This window comes from Streptomyces sp. NPDC002825, assembly GCF_040295385.1.
Lineage (GTDB): Bacteria > Actinomycetota > Actinomycetes > Streptomycetales > Streptomycetaceae > Streptomyces.
In genome coordinates, this window is the sequence record NZ_JBEOVH010000001.1 from 384,577 (window position 1) to 398,665 (window position 14,089).

Annotated in this window: 13 protein-coding genes; all 13 read right to left on the minus strand. The window is 73.2% G+C overall.

The genetic code is table 11. From position 1 onward, the window contains the following. Positions 1 to 18 precede the first annotated feature (18 nt). Entirely contained in the window at positions 19 to 1,557 is a 1,539-nt protein-coding gene (locus ABT041_RS01805) for a SagB/ThcOx family dehydrogenase (RefSeq protein ID WP_351177289.1), read from the minus strand. After that, positions 1,554 to 3,824, minus strand: a complete 2,271-nt coding sequence (locus ABT041_RS01810) for a TOMM precursor leader peptide-binding protein (RefSeq protein ID WP_351177292.1) — start codon at positions 3,822 to 3,824, stop codon at positions 1,554 to 1,556. Before ABT041_RS01810 ends, ABT041_RS01805 begins: the two co-directional genes overlap by 4 nt. 107 nt (positions 3,825 to 3,931) lie before the next feature. Then, positions 3,932 to 6,052, minus strand: coding sequence for an ATP-binding cassette domain-containing protein (locus ABT041_RS01815; protein ID WP_351177295.1), 2,121 nt, complete (start codon positions 6,050 to 6,052; stop codon positions 3,932 to 3,934). Further along, positions 6,049 to 8,235: an ATP-binding cassette domain-containing protein gene (locus ABT041_RS01820; protein WP_351177298.1), complete on the minus strand. Its 2,187-nt coding sequence runs from the start codon at positions 8,233 to 8,235 to the stop codon at positions 6,049 to 6,051. The genes ABT041_RS01815 and ABT041_RS01820 overlap by 4 nt, the downstream gene beginning before the upstream one ends. Next, positions 8,232 to 9,515 carry a cytochrome P450 gene (locus tag ABT041_RS01825; RefSeq protein ID WP_351177301.1) on the minus strand — a complete coding sequence of 428 codons (1,284 nt, stop codon included), beginning with the start codon at positions 9,513 to 9,515 and terminating at the stop codon, positions 8,232 to 8,234. Before ABT041_RS01825 ends, ABT041_RS01820 begins: the two co-directional genes overlap by 4 nt. A gap of 132 nt (positions 9,516 to 9,647) precedes the next feature. Then, positions 9,648 to 9,812, minus strand: coding sequence for a thiocillin family RiPP (locus tag ABT041_RS01830; RefSeq protein WP_351177304.1), 165 nt, complete (start codon positions 9,810 to 9,812; stop codon positions 9,648 to 9,650). A 70-nt stretch (positions 9,813 to 9,882) separates the two neighbouring features. Beyond that, entirely contained in the window at positions 9,883 to 10,050 is a 168-nt protein-coding gene (locus tag ABT041_RS01835) for a thiocillin family RiPP (RefSeq protein WP_351177307.1), read from the minus strand. A 32-nt stretch (positions 10,051 to 10,082) separates the two neighbouring features. Next, positions 10,083 to 10,241 carry a thiocillin family RiPP gene (locus ABT041_RS01840; RefSeq protein WP_143687330.1) on the minus strand — a complete coding sequence of 53 codons (159 nt, stop codon included), beginning with the start codon at positions 10,239 to 10,241 and terminating at the stop codon, positions 10,083 to 10,085. A gap of 59 nt (positions 10,242 to 10,300) precedes the next feature. Further along, a complete protein-coding gene (locus tag ABT041_RS01845; protein WP_351177311.1) occupies positions 10,301 to 10,453 on the minus strand; it encodes a RiPP peptide in 153 nt (50 codons plus the stop codon). 99 nt (positions 10,454 to 10,552) lie between these two features. Further along, a complete protein-coding gene (locus ABT041_RS01850; protein WP_351177314.1) occupies positions 10,553 to 10,696 on the minus strand; it encodes a thiocillin family RiPP in 144 nt (47 codons plus the stop codon). A gap of 301 nt (positions 10,697 to 10,997) precedes the next feature. Beyond that, positions 10,998 to 11,186: a hypothetical protein gene (locus ABT041_RS01855; protein WP_351177317.1), complete on the minus strand. Its 189-nt coding sequence runs from the start codon at positions 11,184 to 11,186 to the stop codon at positions 10,998 to 11,000. 431 nt (positions 11,187 to 11,617) lie between these two features. Further along, complete coding sequence (locus ABT041_RS01860) at positions 11,618 to 13,057, minus strand: hypothetical protein (RefSeq protein ID WP_351177320.1); 1,440 nt, start codon at positions 13,055 to 13,057, stop codon at positions 11,618 to 11,620. Continuing rightward, positions 13,054 to 13,980 carry a hypothetical protein gene (locus tag ABT041_RS01865; protein WP_351177323.1) on the minus strand — a complete coding sequence of 309 codons (927 nt, stop codon included), beginning with the start codon at positions 13,978 to 13,980 and terminating at the stop codon, positions 13,054 to 13,056. Before ABT041_RS01865 ends, ABT041_RS01860 begins: the two co-directional genes overlap by 4 nt. Positions 13,981 to 14,089 lie beyond the last annotated feature (109 nt).

A 14,089-nucleotide genomic window follows, 5' to 3' on the forward strand; every position in this document is an offset into this window, starting at 1 on the left:
GGCGTGTTCGGGGTTCGGTCAGGGCAGCAGGCGGCGGACGTCCTGCTGCCACTGCGGGTCGAGGCCGGGCCGCCAGTCGACGGCGCCCCGCGCGCTCTCCGGCTCGGGCCGGACTTCCGGCGCGCTGCCGAGGATGAACTCGCCGACGGCGGACTCCCTCAGCGGGTCGAGACCGAAGGCGCGCTCGGCGAGTTCGGAGTTCCCGCTGCCCAGACCGCACGCGGCCAGGCCCATGGCGGTCGCGACCAGGTACATCGTCTGGTAGAGCACGCCGACGTGCTTGAGGGTGACCGCGTACGCGATCGACTGGTACTTCCATGACAGGCGCTGGAAGCGGGACGTCACCGTGATCAGCACGTCCGGCACCGCCTCGCCGCCGGTGGACAGCGAGGCCAGGTCGAGAAGCCGCCCCCGGGTCTCCGCGTCGGCGTTGACCAGGCGCAGCGCGTGCTCCTGGGCGTCGTAGTGGTAGACGCCCGCGTCGAGGCCCTCGCAGCGGCGGACGGTGAGGTACAGCTCCAGCTCGTAGGCGGCGCCGCCGCACGGGTACGGCCGGGTGGAGCCCGCGTACGGCATCTTCTGGTCCGGGCGGGGACCGTAGACGCCGCGAACGCGCGCGACGCGGTAGAGGAACTCGGCCAACTGGTCGATGTGCGGCGGCTTCTCACCGTAACCGCGGATCGACTGGCGGCCCTCCATCGCGGCGATCAGGCTGGGGTCCCGGGACAGGATGTCGTCGAGCTTCGGGCGGCGCAGCGCGACCGGCTCACCGGCGTGGGCGGGGCGCACGGGCGGCAGCGGCTCGATGGTGCCGACGTGCGGGAAGCGCCCGCCGTACGGCTCGTCGGTCCGGCCGAGCCGGCTGCGCGAGTGGAAGTACAGGTCGTGGACGTCCCACTGGCGCAGCACTTCGTCGTCGTCGGCCGGGAAACGCGCCCCGGATCCGTCGCCGTCCCGCACACCGAGGTCGGCGAACCCGGCCCCGACGAGGTGCCCGAGCAGTTCGGCGACCCCGTCCGCGGGCAGGCCGGCGGAGCCGAGCGCGGTGGCGCTGCCGGTCTCGGCGAGCGCACTCACCACCGCGGCGGCGGCCGGCGTACGGACCACGCACCGGAAGGCCGTCAGGGGCGTCTCCAGGACCAGAGCGCCCTCGCGGCGGCGCAGCAGCGTGAACTTCGAGAGCCGCACCGGATCGTCCGCGCCGACCGCCACCGCCCGGTACGGGGCGCCGGGCGCTGTCGCCTCGACGGAGATCAGCGGGGTGTCGCCGAGCAACTGGGCCCGGGCCAGGAACGGCGCGATGCGCTCCAGGAGGCGCGGCAGCTGACGCAGCTCCCGCTCGTCGAGGCCGGCGCCGAGCGCGTCCGCGGGCACCGCTTCCCGGGTGAGCCGGTGCAGCAGGGCCACGATGCCTCCGGTCACGTGCGTGAGCCGGTAGCCGGTCTGGTTGCGCAGGCCGAGCAGGACGGTGGTGTCCCGGTCCTCGCAGACGACGCCCTGGCGGAAGACGACGCCCTCGGTGAGCGGGGTGTGCGTGGTGTCACTGGTGATCGTCACAGGAACATCGCAATCGGGTTGAGGTCGGACTCGGTCGGCTTCCGGTCGAGCCAGCCCAGCTCGACCGGAACGTCATAGAGCCGGCCGGGCGCGTAGCGCGGCCAGAAGTGCCGCATCCCGGGGACGATGACCCTGGCCACGGGCAGCCCGATGTCGACGCGGGTCTGGTCGAGGACGAGCATCTCCAGGCCCTTGTCCTCGACGGTCTTCTGGGCGCGCAGCACGTCGTCGCGCAGGTCGTCCGAGAGGTGCGGGACGTAGTCGGCGGCGGTGCGCACGGCGCCGTCGGCGGGCAGCAGATAGGGCTGGCTGTCCATGGTGGCCGTGCGCCACCACTGCAGCTGGTCCGGGTCGTCGTACGCGTACCGGCCGGTGCCGTCCGCCTTCATGCCGATCACGGCGGGCAGGAACTGGTTCATCTCCGACAGGGCCCGGCCGATGGCGATCCGGACGTCGAAGTGCGAGCCGAGCGCGAACAGGATGTCCTGTGCGGGCTTGTCGGTGCGGTAGGAGACGGCGACGACGGTGGGGATGCCGAGGTCGTTGGTGACGTCGAGGACCCACGTCTCCCGGTTCAGGGAGCGGTAGCGCTGCTGCCACTGCCGGAAGTACGGGTCGTCGAAGCTGTCCAGGTCGATCCTCGGCATCCGCAGCCGGTGGTACCACCACATGGCGACGCTGTCCCGCTCGACCAGTTCGAAGAAGCCCTGCAGGATCGCGTCCTCGAGGGTGGTGCCGGCTGCGCAGCCGTTGGAGTTGGCGCCCGCGTTGTAGAGCCGCTTCTCGTTGGCGTACGAGAAGTAGAGGGCGGACGTCGGCAGGTACTTGTGCCGCTGCTCGGTGAGCGACCAGACCGGCGACCACTCGGCCTGCTGTTCCGGGTCCATTTTCTGCGTCACCCAGTGGAAGTGCGAAGGCCGCGCGTTCCACTCGTCGCGCTGGGCGAACTGGGCGTCGCTGTACTGGTGGAGCGCGTTGGGCTCGATGGCGTCCGCGGGTCCCAGCTCGGCGTAGCTGGCAGTGATGCGGGCCTCGTCGCCGTGGAAGACGCCCGAGTAGCGCTCGATCGCCTCGCCCAGCGCGCTCGCCCGGGCCTGCAGGTCACTGATGCCCTTGCCGGAGCTGGCGCTGCGCAGTCCGGCCCGCAGGTCGGCCGCGTTGGACATCGGCACGGCGAAGTTCTGGCCCGCGGTGTACGTGTGCAGGCCCTCCACGTCGAGCGGCACCTTGACCAGGCTGCTGACCGGGCCGCTGATCGGGCTGACCAGGTGCTGGAAGGTGTCGAGGAACTCCTGTGGGTTCTTCGCCCGGTGGCCGCCGTCGGTGGCCGCGGCCTTGCCGCGGCTCGTGAGCTCCAGCGGGGCACGCTGCCGGGCCGCCTGCAGGTCGGGATCGCCGCACTCCGGGCACTGCGGGCGTCGGCCGACCGGGTGGTGCTCGGTCTTCAGGGTGAGCGTGTCGAAGGAGACCACCTGGTCGCGCGGGACCTCCAGCTGTCCTGAACCGGTCGCGCCGGCAAGGAACTTGGCCGCCTCGAGCGCCGCCATGCCGGTGCCGATGCGGACGGTGCCGGGCAGATCGGTGACCGAGTTGACCAGCGGCCCGGTGAGCACCCCGCGCTGGCGCAGGTAAGAGGTCAGCATGTGCTTGTTCGCCAGGCGGATGCGCAGGCACTCGTAACAGGCGCCGGCTCCGGGCCGGAACACCGGGCCGACCCACACCATGGAGCCGACGGGCTTGACCGCCAGCCACGGCTTTCCGCTCTTCAGCGCCTGCCGGTTGAGCTCGGCGAGCTCGGGCCGCAGGAAGTCGTCGGTGACCACCACGGTCAGGGCGCTCTCGGCGGCGTCGGCGATCCGGACGCCGTACTGCCGAGCGGCCTCCTCGAACCAGGACCGTTCCACCTCGCCGACCGTCACGACGTCGACGCTGCCGCCGCCCTCGCCCCGCGCGGCCCGGTCGCCGTCGACGCCGAGCAGCTCCCAGTAGCCGGCCGCCCTCGGGTCGACGGCGGCGTCCGCCTCCACGACGTGGCCGGCGGCGACGAGCTTGTCCAGCGCGCGCTCCACGCGGGCGGCGGGGAACTCCTCCGCCAGCGCCCGCACGATGTCGTCACGGCTGTGGCCGCCCTGCAGGAGCGGGGCCATCAGTTCGATCATCCGGCCCTCGAGACGGATCTGCCCCGAGCGCTCGGTGGTCAGGTACACCCCGTCGCCGTCGACGGTCGTGCTCAGCACGAACCGCTTGAACCTGGTCGTTGTCCCCATACCCTGTGCCTTTCTTCTTTCCTGCGTGAAGCCTTGAGTGAGTGCTTGAGTGCTTGAGTGCTTGACTGCTTGAGCGCCGCGCGGTGCGGCCGCGTGAGGGACCGGCGTCACGTGAGGGAGTCCGCGACCAGCCGCGCGAAGCGGCCGCCCGCGGCCAGCAAGGAGTCGAAGTCCCCCGATTCCGCGACGCGTCCGTCGGCGACGACCACGATCCGGTCGGCGCGCCGGATGGTGCTCAGCCGGTGGGCGACGACGACCCGGGTGATGCCGAGCGCGCCGATCGCCTCGCTGATCCCGTCCTGGGTCGCGCTGTCGAGGGCGCTCGTCGCCTCGTCTAGGAGCAGCAACCCGGGCGCGCCGACCAGGGCGCGGGCGATCAGGAGCCGTTGCAGCTGCCCGCCGGAGAGGCCCGTGTGCCCGTCGGTGAGCCGGGTGTCCAGTCCCATCGGCAGCGCAGCGATGTCGGTGGCGATCCCGGCGAGCCGGGCGGCCCGCCATACCTCGGCGTCGCCGAACCCGGCCCCGGTCCCGGCATGCGTGCCGAGGATCACGGACCGGACGTCGCCGCGCAGCACCTTGGTGTCCTGCGGCACGTACCCGATCTGCCGGCGTACGGAGTCCAGGTCGAGCTCCCGCAGGTCCCGCCCGTCGAACAGCACACTGCCGGAGCCCGGGGCGTCCAGGCCGAGCAGCAGCCGCAGCAGGGTGGACTTGCCGGCACCGGACTCCCCGACCACGGCCAGGAACTCGCCGGGGCCGACGGCCAGGTCGAGCCCGTTCAGCACGGGCGCCGCGCCGTCCTCGTACCCGAAGGTCACCCTCCGCAGCTCGAACCGGCCGGAGAGCGGCTCGGAGAGCGGACGGGAGAGCCCGCTTCCGGTCCCGGACTCCGGGGCCGCGGTCAGCAACGGCACGAGCCGCGCGTGGGTGGTGCGCACCGAGAAAGCCGCCTGCAGGATCGAGGGCAGCCGCCCGAGCGCCAGGTTGAGCTGGACGGCGGCGAAGGACGACGCCCACAGGCCGTGGGCACCCGCCTGTCGCCACAGGGCGACGGGCAGCAGGACCGCGAGCATCAGCGGCAGAGTGGCCGCGATCATCCCCGCAGCCGCCTCCGCGTACCGCAGCCCCGCCTCGTCGGCCCGCTTCTGCTCGTCGAACACTCGCTGCCAGCGCCGTACGACGAGGTCTCCGGCCCCGTAGGCGCGGACCTCCTCGATGCCGAGCAGCGCCGGGTACATGGCGGCCTGGACGTCCTCCACGGCGTCGTACACCCGCAGGTCGTGCTTCTGCTGGCGCCAGGACAGCCAGGCAACCAAGGCCAGGAGCAGCAGCGACACCACCACGGCGGCCAGGCCGAGGACGACGTCGACGGCCATGAGCAGGCCGACGCCGACCGCGGAGAACACCGCGCCGAGCAGCGCATCCAGGCCCGAGGCTCCCAACAGGCCGCGCAGCCGGCCGACACCGCCCGCGTGATGCAGCAGCCGGGCGGGCGGGTAGCCGCGCAGGAACGGCAGCGGCAGGCGCAGCACGTGATCCCACACGGCGGGTTCCACGGCACCCTGCGCGGAGGTCTGCAGCCGGGCCGAGGCACGGTCGCGGAGCTCGCCGAGCAACCAGCCCAGCGGCACGGCCGTGGCGACGGCAGCGCACGCCCAGCCGAAGAGGGCGTCGTCCCCGCCCAGTACGGCGGTGAGCAGCAGCAGCGAGCCGATCGGCACCGCGAAGGCGGCGACGGCCGCGAGCAGACCGGTCGTGACGGTGGCGGCGACAGCCGGGCCGGCGCCGTGCAGCGCGTGGCGCAGCAGCCGGCCGCGGACGCTCCCCGCCAGGGGCAGACGGCGGTGCAGCACCCAGGCCGTCTCCGCGCACCCGGCGACATCGGCCCGCGTGAGCGGGCGCGGTGCGCCGTGACCCGGGGCCTGGAGCAGCCGGCGCCCACGAGGGGCGGGCAGCAGTGCCACCGGCAGGTCGCCGCGCAGGGCGAGCACCGGGTTCCCGGGCCGCCAGGTCAGCGCCTCGGCGAGTGGCGCGCGCTGGGCGCGGACACCGCAGCGGGCCACCGCGAGCGCGACCGGATCCGCACCGGGCGGCGGCTCGGCGGGAAGGGCCTCGGGCGAGGCGCCGAGCGCGATCAGGAGCGGGCGGAGGGCGTGCCGGTACGCGGCCCAGTCGGAGGTCTCCGGGACGGCCTCGGAGGCCGCACCCGGGGCGGTGGAGACCGTCATCGGACCGTCTCCAGGAGCGTGCGGTACGAGCCCGGCGCCTCGGCCAGTTCGCCGTGCCGCCCGTACTGATCCGGCCGTCCCGCGTCGAGCACGAGCACGAGGTCGGCCGCGCGGACCGTGTCGAGACGGTGGGCGACGGTCACGGTCGTCGTGCCCGAGGCGCGCAGCAGGGTGTCGACCCGGGCGGCGAGCGGGGCCTCCAGTGCGCTGGTGGCCTCGTCGAGCACGAGCAGCGCCGGCCGCCGGCACAGGGCACGGGCGAGCGCGAGCCGCTGGCGCTCCCCACCGGAGAAGTTCCGCGCACCCGCGGCCACATGGGCTTGCCGGGCCCCGCCGCGGCGGGCGACCACCTCGTGGAGACAGGCGATCCGCAGGGCCTCGTCGACGCGTTCGGCGGGGACGGTCGCGTCGCCGAAGGTGATGTTCTCGGCGACGGTCCCCTCGAAGAACACCGGGTGCTGGCTGACGTATCCGATCGTGCCGGGTCCAAGCGCGGCGACGTCCGCGCCGTCCAGAGTCAGTGACCCGGCCCACGGCTCGGCACCGCCGGTGAGCAGGCGCGCGAGGGTCGACTTGCCGCTCCCGGAGGAGCCGACGACGACCAGCCGCTCACCGGGTTCCAGGTCGAAGCCGACGCCCGTGACGAGCGGCGGCCGGTTGATGTCGTAGCCGAAGACGAGATCGCGCACGGCGAGCCGCCCCGGGCCGGTGTGCTTCCGGTGCACCGTCTTCTCCGTCCGCGCGTCACCGGCCTGCGGGGCTTCCGCGACGACGTCCGCGTAGGCCGCGAAACCGCCGCGCAGCGCCCCGGCCCGCAGCGCGCCCCCGCCGAGGACGGCTGCCGCCGCCTGGAAGACACCGACCAGGGGGATCACGGCCATCAGATCGGGGAACGGCAGCTGCCCGTCGCGCACGTGGAACGCGCCGAGGATCACCACACCCGCGGACACGGCCGCGTTGACGGCGGTCACCGCGCCGTGGGCGCGCTGCGCCGCGGCCGTGGACGCGTGCTCGGTGAGCAGGCCGCGGGCGTGGCCGCCCTGCCAGCGATCGAGCAGTCCGGACGTACCGGCCTCCGCCTTGAGCGTGTCGAGCATGCCGAGGCCGGTCATCAGATCGCCTTCACGGGCCGCCTGTTCGGCCAGAGCGTGGCTCTGCCGTTCCTCCTCCTCGACCGAGGAGCGCCGGGACACGAAGAGCGCGAGACCCGTCCCCAGGAAGGCGAGCAGCGCGAGGCCGGGCGCGAGCCACAGCAGCGCCCCGGCCATCACGAGCAGGGTGACGGTGGCGCCCAGCACGGGCACGGCGAAGGTGGTGAGCTGGTTGGCCAGGGTGTCCGCGATCTGCACCCGGGCCGCGATCCCGGCGGTGAAACGCCGCTGGAAGAAGGCCGGGGGCAGTCGCAGCAGGGTGCGGACGAACTCTTGGGAGCGGCGCCGGGAGACGGCCCCGAGCAGCGCCGACTGCAGCCGGCTCTGCAGCCAGCCGAGGCCGAGGAGGGCGCCGGCCGCCCCGGCCATCGCCCACAGCGGCCAGGCGGGCGCGTCCGCGGCGGGATCGGCCCAGGCCGTCATCAGGGTGCGCAGCAGCAGCGCGGTGCCGAGCGCCGCGAGCGACATGGCGGTGCCCGCCACGGCGGCGGCGACGAGCAGGCCGGTGTGTGGAGCCAGCCAGGCCCGCACGTGCGTGCGCAGCCGCTCGGGCGCGCCGCCGGGCCGGAAGTCCGGGGTCGGTTCGAAGACGAGCGCGATGCCGCTGAACAGGGCGCGGAATTCGGTGACGGTCAGTCGGCGGCGGCCGGCGGCCGGGTCGTTGAGCCGCACCTCGCCGGCTTCGCCGACCTCGTCGAGGACCACGAAGTGGTTGCCTCCCACGAAGAGGATCGCGGGCGTCGGCAGGCCCCGTAGCGCCCGCGCGTCGGCACGGTCGTCGCCGGACAGCCTGACCCGCTTCCCCGCGCCCTTCAGGCCGTAGTGGGCGGCGGCCCGCACCAGCGTGGCCGCCGTGAGCCCGTCCCGGCCGCCGCCGCACACGGCGCGCAGCTCGGGCCACGGCACATGACGTCCGTGCCAGGACAGCACGGCGGCGAGACACGCGGCCCCGCAGTCGGCCTCCTCGACCTGCCGGACGTGCCGGGTCCGTACGGGCCGGACGCGCCGTGTGAGGGTCGTCGGGCTGCTCATCCGGAGGCCTCGGTCGCGGCGCCGGAGATCGCGGCTGCCCGAGCCACGGCCGTTTCGCCGGCCGCCGTGCCCACCCGAACGGGAAGTTCCGCGGGACTGTTGAAGGTGAGCTCGGCGCGCCAGTCCAGGCGGTCGACGGGAGTGGCCAGTTCGACGCCGGTCCGGGCGAGCCGGCTCAGCGTCGCCTCGGCCTGGAGGCCGCCGAGCCCCGCGCCGAGACAGAAGTAGGCGCCGTGCCCGAAGGCCAGGGAGGCGCTCTGGTTGCGGTCCCAGCGGAAGGCGAGCGGATCCTCGAAGCGGCGCGGGTCGAGGTTGGCCGCCGCGAACGAGAGCAGCACCACCTCGCCGGCGCGGAAGTGCAGTGGCCCGACGTGGGTGTCCTCGGCGGCCATCCGGGCGCCGAAGGTGACGGGAGTGAGCAGGCGGAGCGACTCGGCCCAGGCGGGTCCGGCGCAGTGCTGGGGGTCGTCGACGACCCGCTGCCAGTCGCCGGGCCGCGTGAGCAGACAGGCCAGGGCGTTGGTGAGGCCGCTGGTGACCGTGTCGACTCCGGTCATGAAGAGGAGCAGCACCATGTCGATGACCTCGTCGCGGCTCATCTGGCCCGCCACGGCCGCCTGGTTGAGCCGCGAGATGACGTCCTCGCCGCCGCCGTGCCGTGCGTCGACGGTGTCGGAGACGTACGCGCGCAGCTCCCGGAATCCGGTGACGGAGATGGGGTCGGCGGTCTGCACCACGCCCGGGAATGACTTCCCGAGCTGCGCGAGCAGCCCCCGCGCCCAACGGGTGACCTGCGGCCAGTCCTGCTCCGGCAGGCCGAGCAGCGCCGCGGTGACGAGGGACGGCAGGGGTACGGCGACCTCGGCGACGAAGTCGAAGGGCGCGCCGTGGGCGCGCGGGGAGAGCAGTCCGTCCACGATCGTGTCGATCCGCTCGCGCAACCGCTCGATGTTCCGAGCGCTGAACTCCCGAGCGAGGACGCCGCGGAGCCGACGGTGGTCCTCCGGGGCGCGCACGGACATGGAGCGGCTGAAGAACGCGGTGAACTCCGGGTTTCCCTCGCGGATCTCGGCCGGGAAGTCCGGGCTCACCATGGTGAAGGCGGGGTGGTTGCTGAGCTTGGTGACCAGATCGTGGCGGGAGACGACCCACAGCCCCGGGAAGTGGACGACCGGTGACTCCACCGCGAGGGTGGCGAAGAGGTCGGTGTTGTCCTCGGCGCAGTTCTCGCGCATGGCGAACCAGCGCCACACCCGGCGCGCGCTCTCACTGGTCGGCATGGCCTGGATTCCCCCGTAAGGCTGGTCGGTCGAACGTGTTGGGCGGAGAATGGGGGACCGCGGCCCCGCCCGTCCGGTTGCGTCGGACGGGCGGGGACGCGGCGCCCTGGTGCGCTCACCGGCGCTGGTGCGTCAGGTGGCGCAGCCGTACGTGCCGAAGCACACCGGGCAGCCGGCGGAGCCGAGCGTGCCGAAGCAGTTCGTGCCGCCGGCCTCGGTCAGCTCCTCGATCGCGATGTCCTCGGCGACGAGGCCATCGGTGTCGATCTCGGCGTTGATCGTGTCGAGAGCGGTCATGGTTCACACCTCCCTTCGTGGGATCGTTTCCGGATCCGTCGTGCGACGGCCGGACGCGTCAGTGCTCGCGTCAGTGCGAGCTGGCGGTACCGACGGTGCCCGCGGAGCTGGGGCAGCCGGCACAGCCGACGGTGCCGAGGCAGAAGCTGCCTCCGGTCGCGTCGGTCAGGTCCTCGATCGCGATGTCCTCGGCGAGCAGGGCGTCGTCGCCCTGCACGAGCTGCTGCTCGTGGTTCATGCGGGTTCCCCCTTGACGAGTGGTGTGCATGGTCAGTGCGACGTCGTGGTTCCGTACGTACCGGCAGAGCTCGGGCAGCCGAAGGTCCCGGCCGAGCCGACGCACCAGCCCGCGCCGCTGGCGTCGGACAGCTCCTCGATCGCCACGTCCTCGAAGAGGTCGAGGTCGGCGTCGTTGAGGGTCTCGTTCACTGTGTTCACCTCCCTTCCGGCAGGTCGTCACCGGTCGGTGGGGGGCACGAGGCCGTCGGTCAGCTCCAGCTGAAGGCGGTGCCGATGCAGGCGGGGCAGGTCGTCGACCCGAAGGTGCCACCCGTGTTGGTGGTGCCACCGGCGCCGGCCATGTCACCGAGCTCCTCGATGGCGATGTCGTCGAACTCCTCGACGATCTCAACGTTCTCCATGGTGCTTTCAGCTCCTTTCTGCGCTGTGTGCGGCGGAGCCGCACGTCTGGGTTACGTGGGTCATGTGCTGGTGAGCGTGTCCGTGGGACGCGTCATCCGTCAGCCGAAGCTGGACGCGGTACCGGCGGAGCTGGGGCAGCCCGCGGAACCGATGCAGAACGCGGTGCCGGCGCCGGCGGTGTCGGCGAGCTCCTCGATGGCGATGTCCTCGTGGACATCCACGATCTCCGTGGTGTTCTCCATTTCTTCTTCACCCCCTTTCTGTGCGCGCCAGGGCGCGGAATTACCCATATTCGACTGCGGTGCAGGAATATGGCGTAGAAAGCCCGGCCGTCTTTATGGCGGGTGCCGGGCAGGCTGAATTACGCGAAAGGCGCGGAAGCGCGCGGGAAATCGCGTAGGGAAATGGACGAGCAAGCGACGCCCGGAGCCGTCGGGGCGGGGAGGGAGCGGTGAATCGATTCGTCGCACGGCGATCCGTCGAACCGTCTCCGGCGCACCCGGGCTCGACCCGCGAACACGACGCGGGGAGCGGGTCCTGTGCTTACTTGATGAGGAAGGCGATCAGCAGGCCGATGACAATCACGGCCGCCGAGATGCCGAAGACGGGAGCCCAGCCCCGCACGTCTTCGCGGTAACTCTGCTCAGGGCCTCCGCTGGAACCGGATGCGCCCGCGATGCCGGAGGAGCCGCTGTCGCCGCCGCCGTATCCGCCCGAATCGCCACCGTGCATTGCCATTACCCCCGTAACGAAAAGCATCACTCTTCGGTCCTGCGCATTCGACCCGGTTCGCAATGGTCAGTTGCTCCGGGCCGTGAACAACACTACATGTATTGATCGGCAGGGGCAACGATCGGCCTGGGCGAACTGTATTACTAAGGCGTTTCGGAGTCGCTTTAGTCAACTGTTCAACATCCCGTTGCCGGAAAGCTCAAATAAACCTCAATCGGCGCGGTCGCGGTTGTTTATCGCGCTTGGCCGGCGCAGCGGCCGGTGAGGCCACGGGTGCTGCAGCCGGAGATCTCGAGGATCGGTGACGGGCGCGATCGGGCGGTGGTGGGCCAAAGGCCGACCGGCGCGGCTTGTCCGCGGGTCCGTCGACAGGGAGGCCGGCCGGGACGCCTCGGCGTGATCACCGTGCATGGCCGACCCGCCCCGGACGCTCACCAGTTGGGGTCGAGGGTCAGCGGGGCGGCCTCGTCGGACATCCAGACGTCGAATTCCTCCGGGGTCAGGAAGACCGGGCGGCCGGACTCCGTCGCCGTCAGGGTCGACAGGGCGGACAGGGCCGTCGCCGGGTCGGGGCCCGTGAGGTGGTTCCGTGCGGTTTCCAGGGCCGGGAGCACGACGGCCGACGCGTAGGTCCTCGGACCCAGGGCGGACGTCGCCGTGCCCAGGAGGCCCGTGGCCAGGGAGGCCGTGAGCAGTTCCCGTTCCAGGAGTTCCGCGCCCGGATCGCCCGTGCCGCGGACGGCCACCACGGCGGCCTGCAGGCCCTGGGTGATCAGGGTGCCGGCCGCCTGGCCGACCAGGCCGCCCACCAGGGCCCCGACCACCGGCACCGGGATCACCGTCTGCGCCACCGCCCCGCAGGCCCAGCCGAGGCCGGTCTGCAGGGTGGCCTGGGCGCTGCGGGACGCGAACTCGCCCGCGTCGATCCGGCCGCGCGCCAGCGCCACCCCCGCCTCCGCCACCGCGTAAGCGGCTCCTGCCGTCGCGAACGCCAGGTCCCCACCGCCCAGCACCGCGGGCAGCCGCCCCGCCCGCGCCGCCGTGCGGATCACCGAGCCGAGGCCCGCGACGGACCCGGACCGCGCCGCGCCCTGGGCCGCCGAAGCCGCCGCCGTGAGGGCCGCCGCCGCGGCCGAGGTCTCGCCCGCCCGCACCCGCGCCAGCTGCCCGGCGGCGGACACGGCCCCGGTGACCAGTCCGCCGACCGCCGCCGCCGACCCCGCCGCGGCCGCCGCCTCCCGGCCGGCCGTCCGTACCGCCTCACCGCGCGCCCAGCGCGCCGGGTCGAGGGCCGAGCGGTGTGCGTCGGCCAGGTCGACCGGGTCGGAGGTGACGTTCCCGTGCGTCAGCCGGTCGCTGAGATGCGCGTGGGCGTCGGCGTAGTCGGCGAACCTCACGCCCTCGGGGGACAGGGTGAGCCGGCGTTCGAGCAGGCTGTCCACGGCGGCGACCCGGTCGCCCGCCACCAGCCGCGTCATCCCCTCGTAGTGCGGCCGGGCCAGGCCGTGCGCGGTCCCCGGGACGCCGTCCATCAGCTTGGCCTGCGCCTGGCCCACGAGCCGGCCCCGGTCGACGAGCCACAGGTCGGCCGCGGCCGTCTGCGAGCCGCCCTCGGCCCACTCCGTGACCACGGCCCGGACCGAGGCGCCGGCCCGGATCGCGTTCTGGTTGAAGGAGAGCGCGTGCCGCACCTCGAAGAGGTGGCCGGCACGCTGGGCGTTGCCGATGTTGACGTACCGGCGCGCCAGCCGCTCCACCGTCTCCCGGGTGCGCAGCGTCTCGACGGTGGCCTCGGCCAGCCGGCGGGTGGCGGCGTCCGCGACGGTCCAGGCGGCCTGGTCGGCGGCGCCCGGCAGAGACGTACCGCTCATGCGGCGGCGGCCAGTTCGGCCAGGTGGGCGCGGGCCTCCGCGACGACGCGGCCGGACAGCTCGGTGACCCGGCCGTCCTCTCCGGCCGGCGGGGCCCCCATCACCGTGACCGTCGTGCAGGCGAGGTCGAACAGCTCCTTGACCCGGGCGCGCTGCCCCGCGTCGTACGCGCCGTAGTCGTCGTGGTCGGCGACCAGTTCCGCGAAGGCCGGAAGGCGCTCCTCCATGGCCGCGCACAGGTCCTTGAGGACGAGGCGGATCTCCCGGCTGCGCCGGAACACCTCGGACAGGGTCCGGCGAGCCTCGGTCAGTTCGGACTCCGCCGCCTCCAGCTCCTCGGCAAGCTTCTGCTGGTCCTCGCGGGCGGAGCGGCCCCGCCATTCGAGGAGGACGCCGGTCGCGAGGAGCGCGGGGACGGCGACGGCCGCGGCCAGGACCATCGTCCCGGCGGCCACCCCTCCGCCGCCCGCCGCGAGCGAACCGCCGCCCAGCCAGGCCAGGGTGGCGCTGCTCGCGGCGGCCCCGGAGAGCCCGGAGATGGCCGTGCCGGTGGAGGCGGTGGCGAAGGCCCCGACGGCCATGTACGTGGCCGCGCCGACGCCCGCTCCGGTGGCTCCGCCGCCGACGATCGACCCGATCGCGGACACGGCGAGCCGCTGGATCTCCCGCAGTTCGACGTCGGCGGTCGCGTGCCCGGCCGGTTCCACCGGGGACAGTTCGGCCAGGTCCACGCGCTTGAGCCGCTCGAAGGCGTCCCGGAAGGGGACGAGCGCCCGGTCGTAGGCGGCCTGCCGCTGCGCCTCCTGCGCCGCGCTCTCCTGCACGATGTGCCGGTCGAGCTTTCCGCGGCGGGCGCGCAGCTTCTCGTACCGCTTCTCGTTCTTCCGCGCGAGCTGGACGGCCTGGTACATGGCCACGGCCATGCGGAACCCCCTCCCCGGGACAGGTGAACTGACCGGACGTCAGGCTATCGCCGAGGGGCTCCCCTCAGGGTGTGTCCCGTGATGTGGAACGTCCCCTGCACAGCCTGCC